Raw genomic sequence first — 21,360 nt, 5'->3', positions numbered from 1 at the left:
CACGATGCTGCTGCCAGGGAACTGTCGACGCATGAACGAACCGCAGAACGAATCGCACTACGACTCAAGCAACATCAAGGTCCTCAAGGGCCTCGAGGCGGTGCGCAAGCGCCCGGGCATGTACATCGGCGATACCGATGACGGCACCGGCCTGCATCACATGGTGTTCGAAGTCGTCGACAACTCCATCGACGAAGCCCTGGCTGGCTATTGCGACCGCGTGGTGGTGATCATCCACGACGACGGCTCGGTCAGCGTCAGCGACAACGGCCGGGGCATTCCGGTGGACATACACCCGGAAGAGGGGCGCTCCACCGCCGAGGTGGTGATGACCGTGCTGCATGCCGGCGGCAAGTTCGATGCGAATTCCTACAAGGTGTCCGGTGGCTTGCACGGCGTGGGCGTTTCCGTGGTGAACGCGCTGAGCGACCACCTGTGGCTGACCATTTTCCGTGACGGCTACGAATATCAGCAGGAATACTCGCTGGGCGAACCGCTGTATCCGGTGAAGCAAGTGGGCCCGTCGGAGCGTCGCGGCACGCTGGTGCGCTTCCTGCCCAGCCCGCAGACCTTCACCCACATCGAGTTTCATTACGACATCTTGGCCAAGCGCCTGCGCGAACTGGCCTTCCTCAACTCCGGCGTCACCATCGAGCTGAAGGACGAGCGCGGCGAAGGGCGCAACGACACGTTTGCCTACGAGGGCGGCATCCGTTCGTTCGTGCAGCACCTGGCGCAGCTGAAAAGCACACTGCATCCCAATGTGATCAGCCTGGTGGCCGAGCAGGACGGGATCACGGTGGAAGTGGCGATGCAGTGGACCGACTCGTACAACGAGACGATGTTCTGCTTCACCAACAACATCCCGCAGCGCGATGGCGGCACCCATCTCACCGGTTTCCGCGCCGCGTTGACCCGCTCGCTGCAGAACTACATCGAGAAGGAAGGCCTGGCCAAGAACGCCAAGGTCGCGCCCACTGGCGACGACATGCGCGAAGGCCTGATCGCCGTGCTGTCGGTGAAGGTGCCGGACCCCAAGTTTTCCTCGCAGACCAAGGACAAGCTGGTTTCGTCCGAGGTGAAGACCGCGGTGGAGCAGGCGGTCAACGAGAAACTGGGCGAGTTCCTGCTGGAGCATCCGGGCGAGGCCAAGGCCATCGCTTCCAAGGTGGTCGACGCCGCGCGTGCCCGCGAGGCCGCCCGCAAGGCGCGCGAGATGACTCGCCGCAAGGGCGCGCTGGACATCGCCGGCCTGCCCGGCAAGCTGGCCGATTGCCAGGAAAAGGATCCCGCGCTGTGCGAACTGTTCCTGGTCGAGGGTGACTCCGCCGGCGGCTCGGCCAAGCAGGGGCGCAACCGCAAGACCCAGGCGGTATTGCCGTTGAAGGGCAAGATCCTCAACGTCGAGAAGGCGCGCTTCGACAAGATGTTGTCCTCGGCCGAGGTCGGCACGCTGATCACGGCGTTGGGCACCGGCATCGGCAAGGAGGATTACAACCCCGACAAGCTGCGCTACCACCACATCATCATCATGACCGATGCCGACGTGGACGGTTCGCACATCCGCACCTTGCTGCTGACCTTCTTCTACCGCCAGATGCCCGAGCTGATCGAGCGCGGCCATGTCTATATCGGCCTGCCGCCGCTGTACAAGCTGAAGCAGGGCAAGCAGGAGCTGTATCTGAAGGACGACGCGGCGCTCAACGCGTACCTGATCTCCAACGCGGTGGACAACGCCGAGCTGGTGGCCGACCCGAACGCTCCGGCGATCACCGGCGAAGTGCTGGAAAAACTGCTGCGCGATTACCAGACCGCACTCGACCAGATCGAGCGCCTCGGCCATCGCTTCGATACCAGCGTGCTGATCGCGCTGCTCGAGCACACTCCGATCAGTCCGGAGTTGTGGACTGACCCGGCGGCGATGCAGGGCTGGCTGGACGGCGTGGCACAGCGCCTGGCCAGCAGCGGACTGGGCAAGCCGCGCTATCGCCTGTCGCTGCGCCCGGCGCAGGACGAACAGCCGGCCGCGATCGAGGTGATCCGCGATCAGCATGGTCTCAGCCATATCCTGTTGCTGCCGCAGCCGTTCTTTGGTGGCGCGGAATTCCGGCCCATCCTCAACCTGAGCCGGCAGCTGGCCGGATTGATCCAGGCCGATGCGGTGGTTCGCCGGGGCAATGCCTCGCGTGGCGTGTTGTCCTTTGCCGACGTGCGCAACTGGCTGCTCGAGGAGGCCAAGAAGGGCCGGACCATCCAGCGCTTCAAGGGCCTGGGCGAAATGAACCCGGAACAGCTGTGGGAGACCACGGTCAATCCGGAAACCCGTCGCATGCTGCAAGTCGGCATCGAGGACGCCTTCGTCGCCGACCAGATGTTCTCCATGCTGATGGGCGAAGCGGTGGAGCCGCGCCGCGAGTTCATCGAGGCCAATGCGCTGAAGGTCGCCAACCTCGACATCTGATCGAGGTCGGCCTGCGTTTCCCCTTGGTATGTCCAAGGGGAAACGCGTCACCATCAGGGCCATGGGCGCCCGATCATGCAGTCCGACGCCGTGCGCGGATGCCCCGCGCCCAAGTGGCCTGGCCGTCGCCTGTTTGCATCGAAATATTCCGACGTCGTCGACGACCGTTGGACGCCATCCCCACATTTTCACGGATCGACGATGCCAGCGCTGTCATCGTCACAGCCGTTGAATTTTCATGACGCAATAACGCATTAATGCATGATGTGCCGGCAACCGGTGGCACGTTCTTGCCTGATGTGAGGCCGAAGCATGGAGGCCATGAGGCAAATTTCTGCGAAAGATGCGCCTGCGTATGGAAACTTTTCTGCAAGTGATTGATTTGCATGGGCATGGATGCCGCGTTGCAACTTGTTATGGAATGCCGGCTCGGGTTAATCTCCGGGACCCCCCGCACAACTTGTGCGTGAACCCGACACAGAGGATGGCCATGAAACACGCTCCCTTGACCACGATGCTGACTGGCGCCGCTCTGGCCTTGGCACTGGCCAGTGCTCCTGCTATCGCCCGGAGCCATTCGGAGTCCAAGGAAAAGGCTGCCTCGCTTTATCCCAATGCCACGCGTACCGCGCCGAAGCTCGATCTGACCAGCGAGAAGGAATCGAAGGCGCTCAACGAGGGCCTGACGGCGGCCAACAGCGGCGACAAGGCCAAGGCCACCGAACTGCTGCAGCCGATCATCGACAAGAGCAAGAGCCAGTACGCCAAGGCGCTGGCGATGCAGGGCATGGCCAGCGTGGCCTACAACGGCGGCGACGTGAAGGGCGCGATCAACCTGCTGCAACAGGCGCTGGCCGATGGCGTGATGCCGAACGACACCTATTTCCAGCTGCAGTACGAACTGGCCCAGTTCTACCTGGCCGACCAGCAGTACCAGAAGTCGATCGATACCGTGGAGAAGTGGCGCGCCGAAGGTAAGCGTGAAACCGCGGATTCCTATGCGCTGGAAGGCAACGCCTACTACCGCCTGCAGAAGTACCCCGAGGCGATCGCGGCGATCAAGAAGGCGCAGGCGATGCCGGACAGCAAGCCCAAGGCTTCGTGGAACCAGATCCTGATGGCCAGCTATGCCGAATCCGGCCAGAGCGGTCAGGCTGCCGACCTGGCACAGCAGCAGCTGGCCGCCAACCCGAACGATCCCGACGCCCTGAACAACGCCGTCGCCGTGCTGATGCAGGCGCAGAAGTATCCCGAGGCGATCAAGGTGATGGAGGATGCCCGCGCCAAGGGCAATCTCAAGACCGAAAAGCAGTACGTCAACCTGGCCAAGCTGTACCTGATCACCGGGCAGAACTCTTCGTCCGATCCCAAGCCCGACGCCGACAAGGCCATTGCCGTGCTCAACGACGGCATGGGCAAGGGCGTGGTCACCCCCAGCTATGACAATTACAAGTTGCTTGGCGATGCCGCGCTGATCGGTGGCGAGCAGAGCCAGGCACTGGCGGCCTACAAGAAGGCCATGCCGATGGCGAAGGATGGCGAGGTCGCGGTGCGCGCCGGCCAGGTCCTGATGACCGAGAACAAGTATCGCGAGGCAAAGAGCCTGATCCAGCAAGGCATCGACAAGGGCGTGCAGCACACCGGCATGGCCTACATGATGCTGGCCGAAGCCAACCGCGGGCTCAAGGACAAGCCTGCCGCGATTGCAGCCATGCGCAAGGCCGCGCAGGACCCGGCCACGGCCGGCAAGGCCAAGGCCTGGTTGAAGAAGGCCGGCGTCAAGTAAGGAGCCCATGGCAGCGCTGTCGGCGAGGCAGAATGGACGTCCATTTGATAGTCTTTCCGACGCTATACAAACGCCATGTGCTGTTGTACCGTTGATAATCTTCCCGCATTGTCCAGTGGCAAATGTCATCCATCATGTGATGCAGTTTGCCGATGGGTGCTGCGACTCGTCATTCCGCTGACAAGCTCCTGATCGAAAGTGACAGATGGCCTCAAGTAACTCAAATTACGGTCCAAAGCCGTTCAGTTGGGGGCGCACGATCGCCATCGCGTTCGCAGTTGCTCTGCACGCGTTCGCGTTCATCGTGCTGATCGCGCCAGCCGGGCCGCCCCAGGCCCCGCAAGTGAAGAAAGACCAGATCGTGCAGGTGAGCTTCATCGAGCCGCCGCCGCCGCCTCCTCCCCCGCCGCCGCCGCCGCCGGAGCCGCCAAAACAGCCGCCGCCGAAGATCATCAAGCAGGTGATCCCGCCGCCGCAGCCGCCACCGCCCGCACCGCCGCCGCCGGTGACCGAACAGTCCAACAATGCAGTGGCTGCGCCGCCGCCGGCTCCTCCGGCTCCGCCCGCACCGCCGCAGGACATCACGGCAAGCCAGGATCTGAGCTATAACAATCAGATCAAGCCGCGCTATCCCCCACAGGCCATGCGTCAGCGGCACGAGGGTACGGTAACGCTGCTGGTGCTGGTCGGTGTGGACGGTTCCGTCAAGGACGTGAAGGTGGAAAAGTCCAGCGGTTACCGCGAGCTGGATCGCGCGGCGATGGATGCCGTACGTCGTTGGCGTTTCAATCCAGAGAAAAAGAATGGCAAGGTGGTTGAAGGCTACGCTCGCGTGCCGGTCAATTTCTCCCTCAATCAGCTGTAATTCCGATTACAGTTACAGTTCACGCTTGACTTCCCAAGGGTAGCGTTATGTTCTTCTTTCAAGATGCTGTTTCCCCCGCCGCAGGGGCCAACTCCGCCGCCGCTGCCATGCAGCAGATGGGCGTCGGCCAGTTCCTTCGTCACGAAGACCCGCTTGGCTGGGTCGTGGTGATCACGCTGTGCGTGATGTCGGTATCCTCGTGGTACTTCATCATTGCCAACGCGATTCGCAATTCGATGGTGCGCAGCCGCGCCGACCGTGTCATTGATGGCTTCTGGGCCAACTCGTCCACCCAGGACGCGATCCGTGAGCTGGAAGCCCAGCCCAAGAGCGAACCGTTCTCCAAGATCGCCTTGGACGCGGCTTCGGCCGTGGCCCATCACCAGCAGGCTTCGGCGGCTGCCGCCGGCGGTCGTCTGGCCGAGTCGCTGAGCCGCTCCGAGTTCATCGATCGCGCGCTGCGTCAGGCCGTGGATCGTGAAAGCCTGCGCCTGGAAGGCGGCATGACGCTGCTCGCCACCGTCGGTTCCGCTGCACCGTTCGTCGGTCTGCTCGGTACGGTGTGGGGCATCTACCACGCGCTGATCCGCATCTCCGCGTCGGGCAATGCCTCGATGGAAGCGGTGGCCGGCCCCGTCGGTGAGGCGCTGATCATGACCGCATTCGGTCTGTTCGCCGCTATCCCGGCCGTGTTCGCCTATAACTTCTTCAGCCGCGCAAACCGCCTGACTTACGCCCGTTTCGACGAATTCGCGCATGACCTGCACGACTTCTTCGCAACCGGCTCGCGCGTCGAGAGCAAGTGAGGGACTGACCCATGTCGATGAGTACCGGAGGCAATGGCGGCGCGATGTCGGACATCAACGTCACGCCGCTGGTCGACGTGATGCTGGTGTTGCTGATCATCTTCATGATCACCGCGCCGCTGATGTCGCACACCGTGACGGTCACGTTGCCGAGCACCCACGAGGTGAAGGCGGATACCGAAGGGCAGGGCGTGCCGCCGGTTGACCTGGCCATCAAGGATGACGGCAGCATGTACCTCAACGACAACCCCGTGACCGAGTCCGAGCTGAAAGCCAAGTTCGCCGTCTACGCCAGCATGGCTCCGCAGCCCGAGTTGCAGGTCCGTGCCGCCCAGGACACGCAGTGGAAGATCGTGCGCAAGATGCTTGGTGAAGCGAAGAACGCGGGCATGGTGCATGTCGGCTTCATGACGACCCGGCCTGCCGGCCAGGCCCAGGAGTAAAGCCCATGTCCATGAGTACAGGCGGAAGCAAGGGCGCGATGGCGGATATCAACGTCACGCCACTGGTCGACGTGTTGCTGGTGTTGCTGATCATCTTCATGATCACCGCGCCGATCGTCAGCCAGAAGGTGAAGATTGATCTGCCGCAGCCGAACCCGAACGTTCACAACCCGGACAATCCGAAAGAGCCGATCCACCTGAAGATCGATCAGGGTGGTCAGATCTACTGGAACGATTCGCCGGTGGACGAGCTGGGCATGCGCGCGCAGATGGCCGTGATTGCCCAGCAGACCGAGCAGCCGGAGATCCAGGTCGACGGCAACAGCAACGTGGCTTATCAGTACGTGGCCAAGGTGTTGGCCGATGCCAAGAGCTACAACCTGACCAAGATCGGATTCACCGACAACGGTCAGTAATTGCCCGCAAGCAAGTCAAGCGTTACCCGCAACAACCCCCGCCCTATGCGGGGGTTGTTGTTTGTGGAGCCCGGCGCGACCGATGACGGCTTTGCCGGAGCTTGGTAGGAGCGCACCCTGTGCGCGAAAAGCCTTTCGCGATATTCCGGCCAAGAGCCTCACGCCCACGCTCCTACGATTCCGGTCAACATCCGGACCAGTCGTGCTTGCCCCGAAACAATCCCCGGGATGTTTTCAGGCGAGGATCTGCAGATAGTGGCGAACGGTCGCGGCGAGGCCGTCGTACAACGCTTCCCCGATCAATGCGTGGCCGATGGACACCTCGGCAAGCCCCGGAATCGCCGCGCGGAAGGTGCCCAGATTGGCCTGGCTCAGGTCATGGCCGGCATTCACCGCCAACCCGGCTTGCTGGGCGCGGCGGGCGGTTTCGACGCATTGCTCCAACTGGAGGCGGGCATCGCCGTCGGCGAAGGCGCGAGCGTAAGGGCCGGTGTAGATCTCGACCCGCTCCACACCAAGCGCCGTGGCGTGCTCGAAACCTCGCGCACCGGCATCAACGAACAAGCTGACCCGGCAACCGAGCTCACGCAGTTCGGCCACCAGCGGACGCAAGCGCTCGGCATCGTGCGCCAGGTCGAAACCGTGATCGGAGGTGAGCTGGCCGTCGGCGTCGGGGACCAGGGTGACCTGGGTGGGACGCACTTCGCGGGCGAGCTCAATCAAACCGGGATAACTGCCGCGCGCCGGCGCGAACGGATTCCCTTCGATGTTGTATTCGACTCGACCGCGCAACGCCACAGCAAGCGCCCGCACGTCCTCGGGACGCACGTGCCGCTGGTCCGGGCGCGGGTGCACGGTGATGCCGCCACAGCCCGCCTCGATGCAGGTGTGGGCGGCGCGAATGATGTCCGGTTCGGTTTCGCCGCGCGAGTTGCGCAACACGGCGATCTTGTTGAGGTTGACGCTGAGCAGGGTCATGGTGACTGGCATGAAATGTCGCGTTGGCCGCCAACAGTGCGCCGTTCAGCTGGCGCCGGCAAGTGTCAGCAGGCGGATGCGTCGGGCGGGACCGCGCCAGGCCAGGCTGGCGACATGGCCGCTGGCGGGCACCAGCGATTGCAGCTGCCAGGCGCTGGCGTCGTCGCCATCCAGTCGCAGCAATCGCGAAGGGGTCGGCGGCACGGTGAACTGCAGCCGGTCGAGGCCGTAGGCAATGCCGTGGCCGGTTGCCTTGAGCACGGCTTCCTTGGCTGTCCACAACGACAGAAAGGCATCGTCGCGCTGTTGCGGCCCCAGCGCAGCCAGTGCCTCGGTTTCCTCGACGCAGAAATAGCGCCGTGCGATGTCCATCGCGCGGGGGCGCGGGCGCAATCGTTCCAGATCGATGCCCGGCACGATGCCGCGCGCGATGGCCAGCAACGCGTGATCGCCGCTGTGCGACCAGTTGAAAGCGAGCGCGCCGTGCGGCTCGGCCAGCGACGGGCGGCCATGTTCACCCTCGACGAAGGCGAGCGTTTCCGGCACGGCGCCCAGATAGCCGGCGAGCAGCGCGCGCAGCGGTGCGCGGCCGTGTTCGCGCCGGTAATCCAGCCACCACACGTGAATCTCGTCATCGTGCAGGGGCTCTGCTACTTTCGACGATGTCCGGCTTTCCGCTGCTTGCATGCGCGCATGCTGCCGGACGGGGGCCATCGGGCACAAGCCGCTGTGGCGTGGAACCACGAATCCGGGAGAACGCGCGCTTGATCGCCGGCTGGGTATTGCTGCTGGTCTCGGTGTCATACGTGGGCCTGCTGTTCGCGGTAGCCTGGCTGGGCGACCGCCGCCCGCTATATCCGCGCCAGCCGCGCTTGCGCCCGTTCGTCTATGCGCTGGCGCTGGCGACCTATTGTTCGTCGTGGACGTTTTACGGTGCGGTGGGAACGGCTGCGCGTGATGGGCTGGCGTATCTGCCGATCTATCTCGGGCCGATCCTGTTGTTCGTGGTCGGCTTCGGCCTGATGCGGCGACTGGTGCGCGTGGCGACCCGGCGCAACATCACCTCGATCGCCGACTTCATCGGCGCCCGCTTCGGCAAGTCGCACGGCCTGGCGGCCCTGGTGGCGGTGATCGCGGTGGTGGCGATCGTGCCGTACCTGGCGTTGCAGCTGAAGGCGGTGGCGATGTCCTACGCCGTGCTGCGTGGTCTGCCCCCGATGCCGGTGGCGGTGCCCGGGCTGGGCGGCGACACCGCGTTGTGGTGCGCCCTGCTGCTGGCGCTGTTCGCGATCCTGTTCGGCACGCGCAGCATCGATGCCAGCGAACACCATCACGGGCTGATGCTGGCGATCGGGCTGGAATCGCTGATCAAGCTGCTGGCCTTCGTCGCGCTGGCCGTCTACGCGTACCTGCACGGACCGTCCCTGGCGGAAACCCTGCGGCTGCCGCTGCAACATGCCAACCAGGTGGTGCAGCCAGCCTTCATCGCGCAGACCCTGTTGGCGTTCTGCGCGGTGTTCTGCCTGCCGCGGCAGTTCCAGATCGGCGTGGTGGAATGCGAAGACAGCAACGACCTGCGCTTTGCGCGCTGGACCATCCCGCTGTACATGCTGATCGTCAGCGTGGCGGTGTTGCCGATCGTGGCCGCTGGCAGTCTGCTGCCGGCCGTGCGCGACGGCGCCGGCGATGCCTGGGTGCTGAATCTGCCGCTGGCCTACGGCAACGGCGGCATGGCGTTGCTGGCCTATGTGGGCGGCTTTTCGGCCGGTACCGGCATGGTGATCGTGGCGGCGGTAGCGCTGTCCACCATGATCAGCAACGACCTGGCGATGCCGCTGCTGTTGCGCATCCGCCGGCTGCGGCTGGAGCAGCGCAGCGATCTGTCGCAACTGCTGCTGCGGGTACGCCGCTGCGCGATCGTGATCCTGGCGTTGATGGCGTATGCCTACTACCGGGTGGCTGCCGATGTGGAGAACCTGGCGGCGACCGGCCTGCTGTCGCTGGCGGCGGTGGCGCAGTTCGCCCCGGCGATCGTGGCGGCGCTGTACTGGCCTGGCGCCAGTCGCCGCGGCGTGATGGTGGGGCTGGTGGCGGGTTTCGCGGTGTGGATCTACACCTTGCTGCTGCCGGCGATGGATCATGCCGCGCCGTGGCTGCACAGTGGCCCGCTGGGCGTGGCCTGGTTGCGCCCGCAGGCCCTGTTCGGCACCCATGGCTGGGATCCGGTGCTGCACTGCGCGTTCTGGTCGCTGCTGCTGAATGTCGCCTGCCTGGTGTTCGTTTCCCTGCGCTGGCGTTCAAGCCTGGAGGAACGCCTGCACGCGGCGATGTTCATCGATCCGCACGCCGCCAGCCTGGGCGGCGCCGGCGACTGGCGTGGTCGCGTGCGCGTGGCCGACTTGCGCACGATCGCCGTGCGCATCATCGGCGTGCGCGGCACCCAGCGTGCGTTCGACGAGTATGCCGAGCGACGCGGCAAGCCGTTGCAGCCGGGTGAATCGGCCGATCGCGCGTTGATCCAGCACACCGAACGATTGCTTGCCGGCGCCGTGGGTGCGGCCAGCGCGCGGCGCATCCTGATGGGCGTGCTGTCCGGTTCCGGGCTGGATATTGCCGAGGCGATGGCGCTGATGGACGAAGCCTCGCAGGAGCTGCGCTTCAACCGCGAGCTGTTGTCCACCACGCTGGAAAACGTGTCGCAAGGCATCAGCGTGGTCGATGCGCAGATGCGCCTGGTGGCCTGGAACCGGCGCTATCTCGAACTGTTCGATTATCCCGAAGGCATGGTCTACGTGGGCGTGCCGGTCGCCGACCTGATCCGCTGGAACGCCGAGCGCGGCGAGTGTGGTCCGGGCGAGGTGGAGGCGCATGTGGCCAAGCGCATCGGCCACATGCGCGCCGGTGCGATGCATCTGGTCCAGCGCATCCGCCCCGACGGCAGCACCATCGAGATGCGCGGACGCGCCCTGCCCGGTGGCGGCTATGTCACCACCTACAGCGATGTCACTGCCTACAAGAGTGCCGAACAGGCGCTGATGGAGGCGAACGAGACGCTGGAGCAGCGGGTCGACCAGCGCACCGCCGAACTCAGCGAGGCCCTGGCCGCCACGGCGCGGGCGCGGCGCACGGCCGAAGCGGCCAACGTATCGAAAACGCGCTTCCTGGCCGCCGCCAGCCACGACCTGCTGCAGCCGTTGAATGCGGCGCGCCTGTTCACCTCGGCCTTGCGCCAGCAGCCGGGACTGGACGCCGAGGCCAGCCAGCTGGCCGAACGCATCGACGCCTCGTTCCGCGCCGCCGAAGACCTGCTCGACGCCTTGCTCGACACCTCGCGACTGGATACCGGCAGCTATCGTCCGGAAGTGGGCCCGTTCGCGCTGTCCGACCTGTTCGAGTCGCTGCAGGCCCAGTTCGCGGTGGTGGCCGAGCAGCGCGGCCTGCGCCTGCGCATGGTGCCGACCCGGCTGGCCGTGCGCAGCGATCCGCAGCTGTTGCGGCGGGTATTGCAGAACTTCATCTCCAATGCGCTGCGCTACACCCGTCATGGCAGCGTGCTGCTGGGCGCGCGGCGTGTCGGCGCGGAAGTGCGCATTGAGGTGTGGGATTCCGGTCCGGGCATCGCCGAAGAGCAACGTTCGCGTATCTTCGGCGAATTCCAGCGACTGGACCGGCCATCGCCCTGGGGCGAGAAGGGCCTGGGGCTGGGCTTGTCGATCTGCGACCGCATTGCCGGCATGCTCGGTCACCGGCTCGGACTGTCCTCGCGCGAGGGCCATGGCAGCTGCTTTTCGATCACCGTGCCGCGCGCCGTGGCCGAACCGCAGCCGGCACGGTTGTCACCGGGCATGGGCACGGCGGCGCAACTCTCGCTCACCGTGCTGTGCCTGGACGACGACGCGGCCATCCTCGATGGCATGCGCGCCTTGCTGCAGCGCTGGGGCGTGGACTGCCGCACCGCCCGCGACGTGGCCGAAGCCGAACGGGAACTGCAACGTGGCCCGGTCGACCTGATCCTGGCCGATTACCACCTGGGCGACGGGGTGGATGGCCTGCAGGCCCTGCGCGAGCTGCGCGCCCGTGGCGTGCCGTTGCCGCCGACCGCGCTGATTACCGCCGACGGCAGCAGCGAACTGAAGCAGCGCGCCCGCGCGCAGGGCTACCCGATCCTGCACAAGCCGGTGCGACCGGCGGCCTTGCGGGCCCTGCTCACGGCACTTCCGCGGCGCCAGCCGTCGCATCACGACGGCGACTGAAACGGCGCGAAGGGCCGTCTTTGCCCGGATGACCGGCACCCCATCGCGGTTTGACAGACGTCCATACTTCCAAACTTCCGAGTGACAGGAGTGGACGTCCAGACTTATAAACGTCCATAACAGTAAAAGTCTTGACTTTCCGCTTGCCTTTTTGTTGCGGCGCACTATAGTCAAGATTCCCTTGCTCTCGGGGAGTGGAGATAATGGAACGACCGCACGCGCAGGGTCTGTATGACCCCCGCCATGAACATGACGCCTGTGGCGTGGGCTTTGTCGCCCACATCAAGGGCCGCAAACGCCATGACATCATCCAGCAGGGTCTGGCGATCCTGCGCAACCTGGATCATCGCGGCGCGGTGGGTGCCGACCCGTTGATGGGCGACGGCGCGGGCATCCTCATCCAGATCCCCGACCAGTTCTATCGCGAGGAAATGGCGCTGCAGGGCGTGACCCTGCCGCCGCCCGGCGAATACGGCGTAGGCATGGTGTTCCTGCCCAAGGAACAGGCTTCGCGGCGCGCCTGCGAGCAGGAGCTGGAGCGCAAGGTGCTGGCCGAAGGCCAACTGGTGCTGGGCTGGCGCGACGTGCGCGTGGATACCGACATGCCGATGTCGCCCGCGGTGCGCGAGCACGAGCCGGTGATCCGCCAGATCTTCATCGGCCGCGGTCCGGACGTGATGGTGCCCGACGCGCTGGAGCGCAAGCTCTACGTGATCCGCAAGACCTCCAGCCACGCCATTCGCGCGCTGAAGCTCAAGCACGGCAAGGAATACTTCGTGCCCTCGATGTCCACCCGCACGGTGGTCTACAAGGGCCTGCTGCTGGCCGACCAGGTGGGGCGCTACTACCTCGATCTGGCCGATCCGCGCACGGTGTCGGCGCTGGCGCTGGTGCACCAGCGCTTCTCCACCAACACCTTCCCGGCGTGGGAGCTGGCCCACCCGTACCGCATGGTCGCGCACAACGGCGAGATCAACACGGTCAAGGGCAACGTCAACTGGATCAATGCGCGCACCGGCGCGATCGCCTCGCCGGTGCTGGGTGACGATCTGCAGAAGCTGTGGCCGCTGATCTACCCGGGCCAGTCCGATACCGCGTCGTTCGACAACTGCCTCGAACTGCTGACCATGGCGGGTTACCCGCTGTCGCACGCGATGATGATGATGATTCCCGAGGCATGGGAACGGCACGAGCTGATGGACGCCAACCATCGCGCGTTCTACGAATACCACGCCGCGATGATGGAACCGTGGGATGGCCCGGCCGCGATCGCCTTTACCGACGGCCGCCAGGTCGGCGCCACGCTCGACCGCAACGGCTTGCGCCCGGCGCGCTACCTGATCACCGACGACGACCTGGTGATCCTCGCCTCCGAGGCCGGCGTGCTGCCGGTGCCCGAATCGCGCATCGTCAAGAAGTGGCGGCTGCAGCCGGGCAAGATGCTGTTGATCGACATGGAAGCCGGCCGCATCATCGACGACAAGGAGATCAAGGACCAGCTGGCCAACGCCAAGCCGTACAAGCAGTGGATCGAGCACATTCGCATCAAGCTCGACGACCTGCCCGCGGCGCCGCCCGAACCGCGCGCCAGCGACAGCCTGCTCGATCGCCAGCAGGCCTTCGGCTACAGCCAGGAAGACCTGAAATTCCTGATGTTGCCGATGGCGCAGGCCGGCCAGGAGGCGTTGGGCTCGATGGGCAACGATTCGCCGCTTGCGGTGTTGTCTGACCAGAGCAAGCCGCTCTACAACTACTTCCGCCAGATGTTCGCCCAGGTCACCAACCCGTCGATCGACCCGATCCGCGAACAGATGGTGATGTCGCTGGTGTCCTTCATCGGACCGAAGCCGAACCTGCTCGACATCAACAACATCAACCCGCCGCTGCGTCTGGAAGTGCAGCAGCCGATCCTGGATTTCGCCGAGATGGCGAAGATCCGCAAGATCGGCCGCTATTCCAAGGGCAAGTTCCGCAGCCACGAACTGGACATCACCTATCCCGCCGCGTGGGGCAAGGCCGGCATCGAGGCGCGGCTGGCCTCGCTGTGCGCGCAGGCCGTGGATGCGATCGGCCAGGGCAACAACATCCTGGTCGTGTCCGACCGTCGGGCCTGTCGCGAGCGCGTCGCGATTCCCGCGCTGCTGGCCACCTCGGCCGTGCACCAGCATCTGGTCGAACGCGGCCTGCGCACCAGCACCGGCCTGGTGGTGGAAACCGGCTCGGCGCGCGAGGTGCATCACTTCGCCCTGCTCGCCGGCTATGGCGCCGAGGCGATCCATCCCTATCTGGCGATGGAAACGCTGGGGCAGCATTTTGCCGCAGCCCCGGACGGCATCAGTGCCGACAAGGCCATCCACAACTACATCAAGGCGATCGACAAGGGCTTGCAGAAGGTGATGTCCAAGATGGGCATTTCCACCTACATGTCCTACACCGGCGCGCAGATCTTCGAAGCGGTGGGCCTGAACCGCGAGCTGGTGGATACCTATTTCACCGGCACCACCTCGAACATCGAGGGCATCGGCCTGTTCGAAGTGGCCGAAGATGCGCTGCGCCAGCACGCGGCGGCCTATGGCGACGACCCGGTGCTGGCCGAAGCGCTGGAGGCCGGCGGCGAATACGCCTGGCGCACGCGCGGCGACGAACACATGTGGTCGCCCGATTCGATCGCCAAGCTGCAGCACGCCACGCGTTCGAACAGCGCCTCGACCTATGCCGAATACGCCCGCCTGATCAACGACCAGACCCGTCGTCACATGACGTTGCGCGGCCTGTTCGAGTTCCGCCTCGATCCGGCGGCTGCGATTCCGCTGGAAGAAGTGGAACCGGCACGCGAGATCGTCAAGCGCTTCGCCACCGGCGCCATGTCGCTGGGCTCGATCTCCACCGAAGCACACGCCACGCTGGCCATCGCGATGAACCGCATCGGCGGCAAGTCGAACACCGGCGAGGGCGGCGAAGACGAGGCGCGTTATCGCAACGAACTGCGCGGCATTCCGATCCAGCCCGGCGACACGCTGGCCAGCGTGATCGGCAAGGATCAGATCGAAAGCGACATCAGCCTGTTGCCGGGTGACTCGCTGCGTTCGCGCATCAAGCAGGTGGCCTCCGGTCGCTTCGGCGTCACCGCGGCCTACCTGATTTCCGCCGACCAGATCCAGATCAAGGTCTCGCAGGGCGCCAAGCCCGGCGAGGGCGGCCAGCTGCCCGGCCACAAGGTGTCCGAATATATCGCCAAGCTGCGCTTTTCGGTGCCGGGCGTGGGCCTGATCTCGCCGCCGCCGCACCACGACATCTATTCGATCGAGGACCTGGCCCAGCTCATCCACGACCTGAAGAACTGCAACCCGCGTGCGTCGATCTCGGTGAAGCTGGTGTCCGAGGTGGGCGTGGGCACGGTCGCCGCGGGCGTGGCCAAGTCCAAGGCCGACCACGTGGTGATCGCCGGCCACGACGGCGGCACCGGCGCCTCGCCGTGGTCGTCGATCAAGCATGCCGGCACGCCGTGGGAACTCGGCCTGGCCGAGACGCAGCAAACGCTGGTGCTGAACCGGCTACGCGGTCGTATCCGGGTGCAGGCCGATGGCCAGATGAAGACCGGCCGTGACGTGGTGATCGGCGCGCTGCTCGGTGCCGACGAGTTCGGTTTCGCCACCGCGCCGCTGGTGGTCGAAGGCTGCATCATGATGCGCAAGTGTCACCTGAACACCTGCCCCACCGGCGTCGCCACGCAGGATCCGGTGCTGCGCAAGAAGTTCAGCGGCAAGCCCGAGCACGTGGTGAACTACTTCTTCTTCGTTGCCGAGGAAGCACGCCAGATCATGGCGCAACTGGGCATCCGCACGTTCGACGAACTGGTCGGTCGTGCCGACCTGCTCGACACCCGTGCCGGCATCGAACACTGGAAGGCGCGCGGGCTGGATTTCTCGCGCGTGTTCCACCGTCCGAGCGTGCCGGCCGACGTGGCCTGGCGTCACGTCGAGGAGCAGGACCACAACCTGGCCAACGCGCTTGACCATGTGCTGATCGACAAGGCCAGCCCCGCGCTCGAGCGCGGCGAGAAAACCCGCTTCATCGTCGACGTGCGCAACGTCAACCGCACCGTCGGCACCATGCTGTCCGGTGAGGTGGCGCGCCGCTACGGCCATGCCGGTTTGCCCGACGACACCATCCACGTGCAGCTCGACGGTACCGCCGGGCAAAGCTTCGGCGCGTTCCTGGCGCACGGCATCACGCTGGACCTGGTCGGCGACGGCAACGACTACGTGGGCAAGGGCTTGTCCGGCGGCCACATCATCGTGCGCTCGCCGAACGACTTCCACGGCTTCGGCCCCGAGCACATCATCGCCGGCAACACCGTGTTGTACGGCGCCACCGAAGGCGAGGCGTACTTCAACGGCGTGGCCGGCGAACGCTTTGCGGTGCGCAACTCCGGCGCCAGCGCAGTGGTGGAAGGCGTGGGCGACCACGGTTGCGAATACATGACCGGCGGCACCGTGGTGGTGCTGGGCGAAACCGGGCGCAACTTCGCCGCGGGCATGTCCGGCGGCGTGGCCTACGTGTACGACCCGCAAGGCACGTTCGAACGCAAGTGCAACCTGTCGATGGTGGGTCTGGAGCCGGTGCTGTCCGGCGTCGAGCAGGAACTGCGCATTCCGCGCGGTCACTGGCATCGTGCCGCGCGCGGCAGCTTGCCGGCCACCGACGAGGCGATTCTGCGCCAGCTGCTGGAAGCACACTTCCGCTACACCGGCAGCTTCCGCACCAAGGAAATCCTGCACGACTGGCGCAACGCGCGCGCGCGTTTCGTCAAAGTCATGCCGAGCGAATACAAGCGGGCACTGATCGAGGCGCACAGCGATGCCGTGCTGGAATCCACCGAGAAGGCGACCGCCTGAGGAACGTATACGATGGGCAAGATCACCGGCTTTCTCGACCACCCGCGCCAGCACGAAAGCAGCGAGGCGCCGGCGCAGCGCAAGCGCCACTGGCACGAGTTCATCAGCCACCTGGATGACGAAGCCGCACGCCTGCAGGCCGCGCGCTGCATGGATTGCGGCATCCCGTTCTGCCACAACGGCTGTCCGGTCAACAACGTCATCCCCGACTTCAACGACCTGGTCTACAAGCAGGACTGGAAGCGCGCGCTCGACGTGTTGCAATCCACCAACAACTTCCCCGAGTTCACCGGGCGCATCTGCCCGGCACCGTGCGAAGCGGCGTGCACGCTGAACATCAGCGGCGATGCGGTGGGCATCAAGTCGATCGAGCACAAGATCATCGACAAGGGTTGGGACGAAGGTTGGGTGACGCCGCAACCGGCCGCACGGAAAACCGGCAAGAAGGTGGCCGTGGTCGGTTCCGGTCCGGCCGGCCTGGCCGCTGCGCAGCAGCTCGCGCGTGCCGGCCACGACGTCACCGTGTTCGAAAAGAACGATCGCGCCGGTGGCCTGCTGCGTTACGGCATCCCCGACTTCAAGCTGGAGAAGGGCCATATCGACCGCCGCCTGGAACAGATGCGCGGCGAAGGCGTGCGCTTCCGCACCGGGGTGTTCGTCGGTAGCGCCGACGATGCCAAGACCAGCGGCGCTGCCGAGGCCGTCACGCCGGCACAGCTGCAGCAGGACTTCGATGCCGTGGTGATCGCCGGTGGTGCGGAAACCCCGCGCGACCTGCCGGTGCCCGGCCGCGAGCTGGACGGCGTGCACTTCGCGATGGACTTCCTGCCGCAGCAGAATCGGGTGAATGCCGGTGACGCGCTCGACCAGCAGATCCACGCCGGCGCCAAGCACGTGGTGGTGATCGGCGGCGGCGACACCGGCTCCGATTGCGTGGGTACCTCCAACCGTCACGGTGCCGAGGCCGTCACCCAGTTCGAACTGCTGCCGCAGCCTCCCGAGCAGGAAAACAAGCCGCTGGTGTGGCCGTACTGGCCGATCCGCCTGCGCACTTCCAGCTCGCACGAGGAAGGCTGCCAGCGCGACTGGTCCGTCGCCACCAAACGCTTCAACGACGACGGCCAGGGCCGCGTGAAAAGCCTTACCGGCGTGCGGCTGAAGTGGGAAAACGGCAAGATGGCCGAGGTGCCGGGCAGTGAATTCGAGATCCGCGCCGACCTGGTACTGCTGGCGATGGGCTTCGTCTCGCCGGTGCAAGGCGTGCTCGACGCCTTCGGCGTGGACAAGGACAAGCGCGGCAACGCCAAGGCCACCACCGATGGCGAAGGCTGCTACCGCACCAGCGTCAACAAGGTCTTCGCCGCCGGCGACATGCGTCGCGGCCAGTCGCTGGTGGTATGGGCCATCCGCGAAGGCCGCCAGTGCGCGCGGGCGGTGGACGAGTTCCTGATGGGGGCGTCGACGCTGCCGCGGTAAATCGAACCGCGGCCCACTAAGGAAGGTCTGATTTTTGCTCGTCATCCCAGCGAAAGCTGGGATCCAGCGCCTTCAAACCATTGAACGTAAAGGCACTGGATGACCAGACATTCGTCTGTTGCAAATCGCTTCCTGCTTGACCAGCCCTTCGGCTGTTGAAAAGCGCCTCGCAGGAATGACAGGGCAAAAAGCTGGTTGATCAGATCTTCCCTAAGTGGTCCCTGCCAGGCTGCTTTCGGGGACGTTTGGCAGCAAACGCCCAGACAGTTTCCGCTTCATCCGTGGCAGCGCATTCGGTGCGTCGATAACGCGTCGTACTGCCTCAGGGATGCGGGCCACCGCCGGGCGGCGACAAGTTGCGGCGCCACCATTGTGCAGCGTAATGGGCTCGCCATCGGCAAGCTCATCATCCGCACATGATCGCCTCAGCGGTCCAGCGGGCTCAGCACGCCTTGCCCGCCGCGATTGAGCACGTGGGTGTAGATCTGGGTGGTCTTCACATCCTTGTGGCCGAGCAATTCCTGCACCGTACGAATATCGCTGCCTGATTCCAACAGGTGCGTGGCAAACGAATGCCGCAACGTGTGCGCACTGACCGGCTTCACGATGTCTGCCTCACGGCAGGCCCTCTTCAAGGCTCGTGAAAGCATGGCATCGTCGAAGTGGTGCCGCCGCTCGTGGCCACCGCGAGGGTCACGCGAGCGGCGCGGCGCAGGAAACACATATTGCCAGCCAAACTCACGCGGAGCGGCCGGATACTTGCGTGCAAGTGCATGCGGCAACCATACCTCACCAAAACCTTCTTGCAAATCCGCTTGATGCAGCTGGCGTACGCGCGCCAATTCGCACCGCAACGGTTCGATCAGCGAACGCGGCAACATGGTATGGCGATCCTTGGCACCCTTGCCGTCGCGCACCGTGATCTCACCGCGCTCGAAATCCACATCCTTTACCCGCAGACGCAACGCCTCCATCAGGCGTAACCCAGCGCCATACAGCAGGCTGACCAACAGTCGCGGGCGGCCATCCAATTGCGCCAGCAACCGCGTCACCTCATCGCGTGAAAGCACGGTGGGCACCCGCATCGGTCGTTTCGCCCGCGTCACGCCATCCAGCCACGGCAGTTCGATGGCAAGCACTTCGCGGTACAGAAACAGCAAGGCCGACAGCGCTTGATTCTGTGTATTTGCCGCCACCTGCCTCTGCACAGCCAGCTGCGAAAGGAACCCCTCTACCTCGACTACGCCCATCTCGCGAGGATGACGTTTGCCGTTGGCCAGGATAAAGCGGCGAATCCAGCCCAAATACGCCTGCTCCGTACGCAAGCTGTAATGCTTCACCCGCAACACCCGGCGCACCTCGTCCAACAACCGTGGGGCCCTGTCCGAGCCGGAATGCGTATTCGCGTTTTCAGGGTGATAAAGCATACATACCTCGTTTCGCACGATACGCATGCCAGCCTGCCAGCCCATGAACGCCGGAAAAACCCGGCAACCGCTTGATGTCTTGTAAGGTTTCCCTGCTTGACGACCTGCCTACGAGCAGAGAGCATGGATTGCATATGCCCCGATATGGGGTCTACTAAGCGTTAGGCCGCTCAAAACGGTATCGTCGTAATCGCTGCATTTCTTTCAATTGCAAAGGGGAGTTGCTCATGAAGGTCTTCGAATCTGCGTTGCTTTTAGTCGTGGGTACGGCGTTGCTTACGTTCAGCGCCATCTCGCTTGGACTTTTCCCGCGCCCACTCACGCTCAGCAATCCCACGCTATTCGTTGAGGCGCTCGCCATCGCCGGCTTGGTTCTTTTCGGTCTTGGTGTACGCGGTCTCTATCGCGTTCATCGCGTCATTTCCGGCAACAGCTCGTACGCTCCGTCCCGCAGCGCAGCGGCCTAACCCGTCGTCCAAGCGGACGCGCGAAAAAGCCGCGCGCCGCTTAACTCCAGCGTTAGGCATCGAGTAGCCACAACAGGGGGCGTCGTGTCTCTACTAGCACAAATCATCGCGTACATCGTTAGCCCACTTGCTACGCTTCTTGCGGTGTGGGTGGCCTATCTTTCGCTTCTTCGGGGTTCGCAGCCGCAACTGCTTATCTACTACCAGCCCAATCCCGACGTGCCTTCCATTATCGACTTGGTCGTAGAAAACATTGGCGGCGGCACGGCGATAGAAGTCAAGTTTTCGGAGCCGCTTCCCATCAACTGCTTCGGCATCGAAAAGCCAAATGGTGAGGGCGATGCCGTTTCGAAACAGGGTTTTCCTGCAGTATCGCCAGGACAAAAGTATGTCTTTACTGGGGGTCAGTATTCCGGGCTCCAAAGCAAACTCGGTAGTGGCCTCGTCGTAACCGCGTCATTTAAGTTTCGCAACCCAATCGGCTTCGCTTTAAAACACGATGAGGTGTTTACACTGAGTATTGAGCACATGAAGGGCATGCCCACGCGCACCAGTGCTAACCAAGCGATCGTTGATGCGCTCAAGGGTCCAAACACCACAACCCTTCAAGAAATCCGCAACGAACTTCGTGGCATCAACAAGCAAATTCAGGGTGCGGCCAAGCAACGCGAGTCACGAGATGGTGGCATTGGTGCCTAACATCTCATTCGAGGCGGACGGCTTCGCCGCCGCTCAATTCCAGCGTTAGGCCGCATGGAAAGTCTATTCGCGCTCGCATACACCACTGGCCTCATTGCATTCTGGTCGGGTGTCGTCGTGACACTTTGGCGCTTCGTGCAGATGGCTTCCCGGCTCTCAGCTGCGACTGCAGTCCGGTTCGCGGCTGCGTCTTTGGCACTCGCGGTCGGGGGTTACATTCCGGCTGCACTCATCGGCGCTTGGGGCTTTTGCTCGGCGTCAGCCGGCGGCCTCTGTGCACTGGGTGGGTATGTCGGCACCGGGCTGGTCGCTGCCGGTGGCGTGCTGCTTTACCGTTTCTTTCGGGCGCGCCGGGAACTCGCTGCGGCCTAACAATTCGTTCAAG

14 protein-coding genes are annotated in these 21,360 nt (G+C 64.4%); 11 read left to right on the top strand and 3 right to left on the bottom strand.

What is annotated here, in order from left to right; translation table 11 throughout:
- The first annotated feature begins 31 nt into the window (after positions 1–31).
- The 6 genes from gyrB to BMY90_RS16585 all read left to right on the top strand — a co-directional run bounded on the left by gyrB (position 32) and on the right by BMY90_RS16585 (position 6,777).
- Positions 32–2,461 carry a DNA topoisomerase (ATP-hydrolyzing) subunit B gene (gyrB, locus tag BMY90_RS16610; RefSeq protein ID WP_008211798.1) on the top strand — a complete coding sequence of 810 codons (2,430 nt, stop codon included), beginning with the start codon at positions 32–34 and terminating at the stop codon, positions 2,459–2,461.
- 490 nt (positions 2,462–2,951) lie between these two features.
- Positions 2,952–4,247, top strand: coding sequence for a tetratricopeptide repeat protein (locus BMY90_RS16605; RefSeq protein WP_175481608.1), 1,296 nt, complete (start codon positions 2,952–2,954; stop codon positions 4,245–4,247).
- Positions 4,248–4,551: 304 nt separating this feature from the next.
- Positions 4,552–5,112, top strand: a complete 561-nt coding sequence (locus BMY90_RS16600; protein WP_425438669.1) for an energy transducer TonB — start codon at positions 4,552–4,554, stop codon at positions 5,110–5,112.
- 47 nt (positions 5,113–5,159) lie between these two features.
- Positions 5,160–5,918: a MotA/TolQ/ExbB proton channel family protein gene (locus BMY90_RS16595; RefSeq protein ID WP_037100292.1), complete on the top strand. Its 759-nt coding sequence runs from the start codon at positions 5,160–5,162 to the stop codon at positions 5,916–5,918.
- A gap of 11 nt (positions 5,919–5,929) precedes the next feature.
- Positions 5,930–6,361 (top strand): ExbD/TolR family protein, encoded by a 432-nt coding sequence (locus tag BMY90_RS16590; RefSeq protein WP_037100290.1) that lies wholly within the window; start codon positions 5,930–5,932, stop codon positions 6,359–6,361.
- 5 nt (positions 6,362–6,366) lie between these two features.
- Entirely contained in the window at positions 6,367–6,777 is a 411-nt protein-coding gene (locus BMY90_RS16585) for an ExbD/TolR family protein (protein ID WP_037100288.1), read from the top strand.
- 234 nt (positions 6,778–7,011) lie between these two features.
- Here BMY90_RS16585 and BMY90_RS16580 read toward each other — a convergent pair whose 3' ends face one another.
- Positions 7,012–7,755 carry a pyridoxine 5'-phosphate synthase gene (locus tag BMY90_RS16580; RefSeq protein WP_008212485.1) on the bottom strand — a complete coding sequence of 248 codons (744 nt, stop codon included), beginning with the start codon at positions 7,753–7,755 and terminating at the stop codon, positions 7,012–7,014.
- Between the two features lie 45 nt (positions 7,756–7,800).
- Positions 7,801–8,442 carry a 4'-phosphopantetheinyl transferase family protein gene (locus tag BMY90_RS16575; protein WP_092705284.1) on the bottom strand — a complete coding sequence of 214 codons (642 nt, stop codon included), beginning with the start codon at positions 8,440–8,442 and terminating at the stop codon, positions 7,801–7,803.
- 77 nt (positions 8,443–8,519) lie between these two features.
- Between BMY90_RS16575 and BMY90_RS16570 the strand changes: the two genes are divergently transcribed.
- The 3 genes from BMY90_RS16570 (at position 8,520) to BMY90_RS16560 (ending at position 18,382) form a co-directional block, all read left to right on the top strand.
- Positions 8,520–12,008, top strand: a complete 3,489-nt coding sequence (locus BMY90_RS16570) for a hybrid sensor histidine kinase/response regulator (RefSeq protein ID WP_008212483.1) — start codon at positions 8,520–8,522, stop codon at positions 12,006–12,008.
- 203 nt (positions 12,009–12,211) lie between these two features.
- A complete protein-coding gene (locus tag BMY90_RS16565; protein ID WP_092705271.1) occupies positions 12,212–16,906 on the top strand; it encodes a glutamate synthase-related protein in 4,695 nt (1,564 codons plus the stop codon).
- Between the two features lie 12 nt (positions 16,907–16,918).
- The gene (locus BMY90_RS16560) at positions 16,919–18,382 is read left to right on the top strand and encodes a glutamate synthase subunit beta (protein WP_092705270.1); all 1,464 of its coding nucleotides are present in this window, start codon (positions 16,919–16,921) and stop codon (positions 18,380–18,382) included.
- 425 nt (positions 18,383–18,807) lie between these two features.
- Here the strand turns inward: BMY90_RS16560 and BMY90_RS16555 are convergent, their stop codons facing one another.
- Positions 18,808–19,809: an integron integrase gene (locus BMY90_RS16555; RefSeq protein WP_092705283.1), complete on the bottom strand. Its 1,002-nt coding sequence runs from the start codon at positions 19,807–19,809 to the stop codon at positions 18,808–18,810.
- Positions 19,810–20,036: 227 nt separating this feature from the next.
- On the opposite strand from BMY90_RS16555, the gene BMY90_RS16550 reads away from it, so the two are divergent.
- Both BMY90_RS16550 and BMY90_RS16545 read left to right on the top strand, forming a co-directional pair.
- Positions 20,037–20,276 (top strand): hypothetical protein, encoded by a 240-nt coding sequence (locus tag BMY90_RS16550; RefSeq protein ID WP_092705269.1) that lies wholly within the window; start codon positions 20,037–20,039, stop codon positions 20,274–20,276.
- A gap of 84 nt (positions 20,277–20,360) precedes the next feature.
- Positions 20,361–20,975 (top strand): hypothetical protein, encoded by a 615-nt coding sequence (locus tag BMY90_RS16545; protein WP_092705268.1) that lies wholly within the window; start codon positions 20,361–20,363, stop codon positions 20,973–20,975.
- The last annotated feature ends 385 nt before the right edge of the window (positions 20,976–21,360 follow it).

It is taken from the genome of Rhodanobacter glycinis (assembly GCF_900114325.1).
Lineage (GTDB): Bacteria > Pseudomonadota > Gammaproteobacteria > Xanthomonadales > Rhodanobacteraceae > Rhodanobacter_A > Rhodanobacter_A glycinis.
Note: the sequence above shows the minus strand (reverse complement) of the source record. Positions and strands in the feature narration are given on the sequence as shown.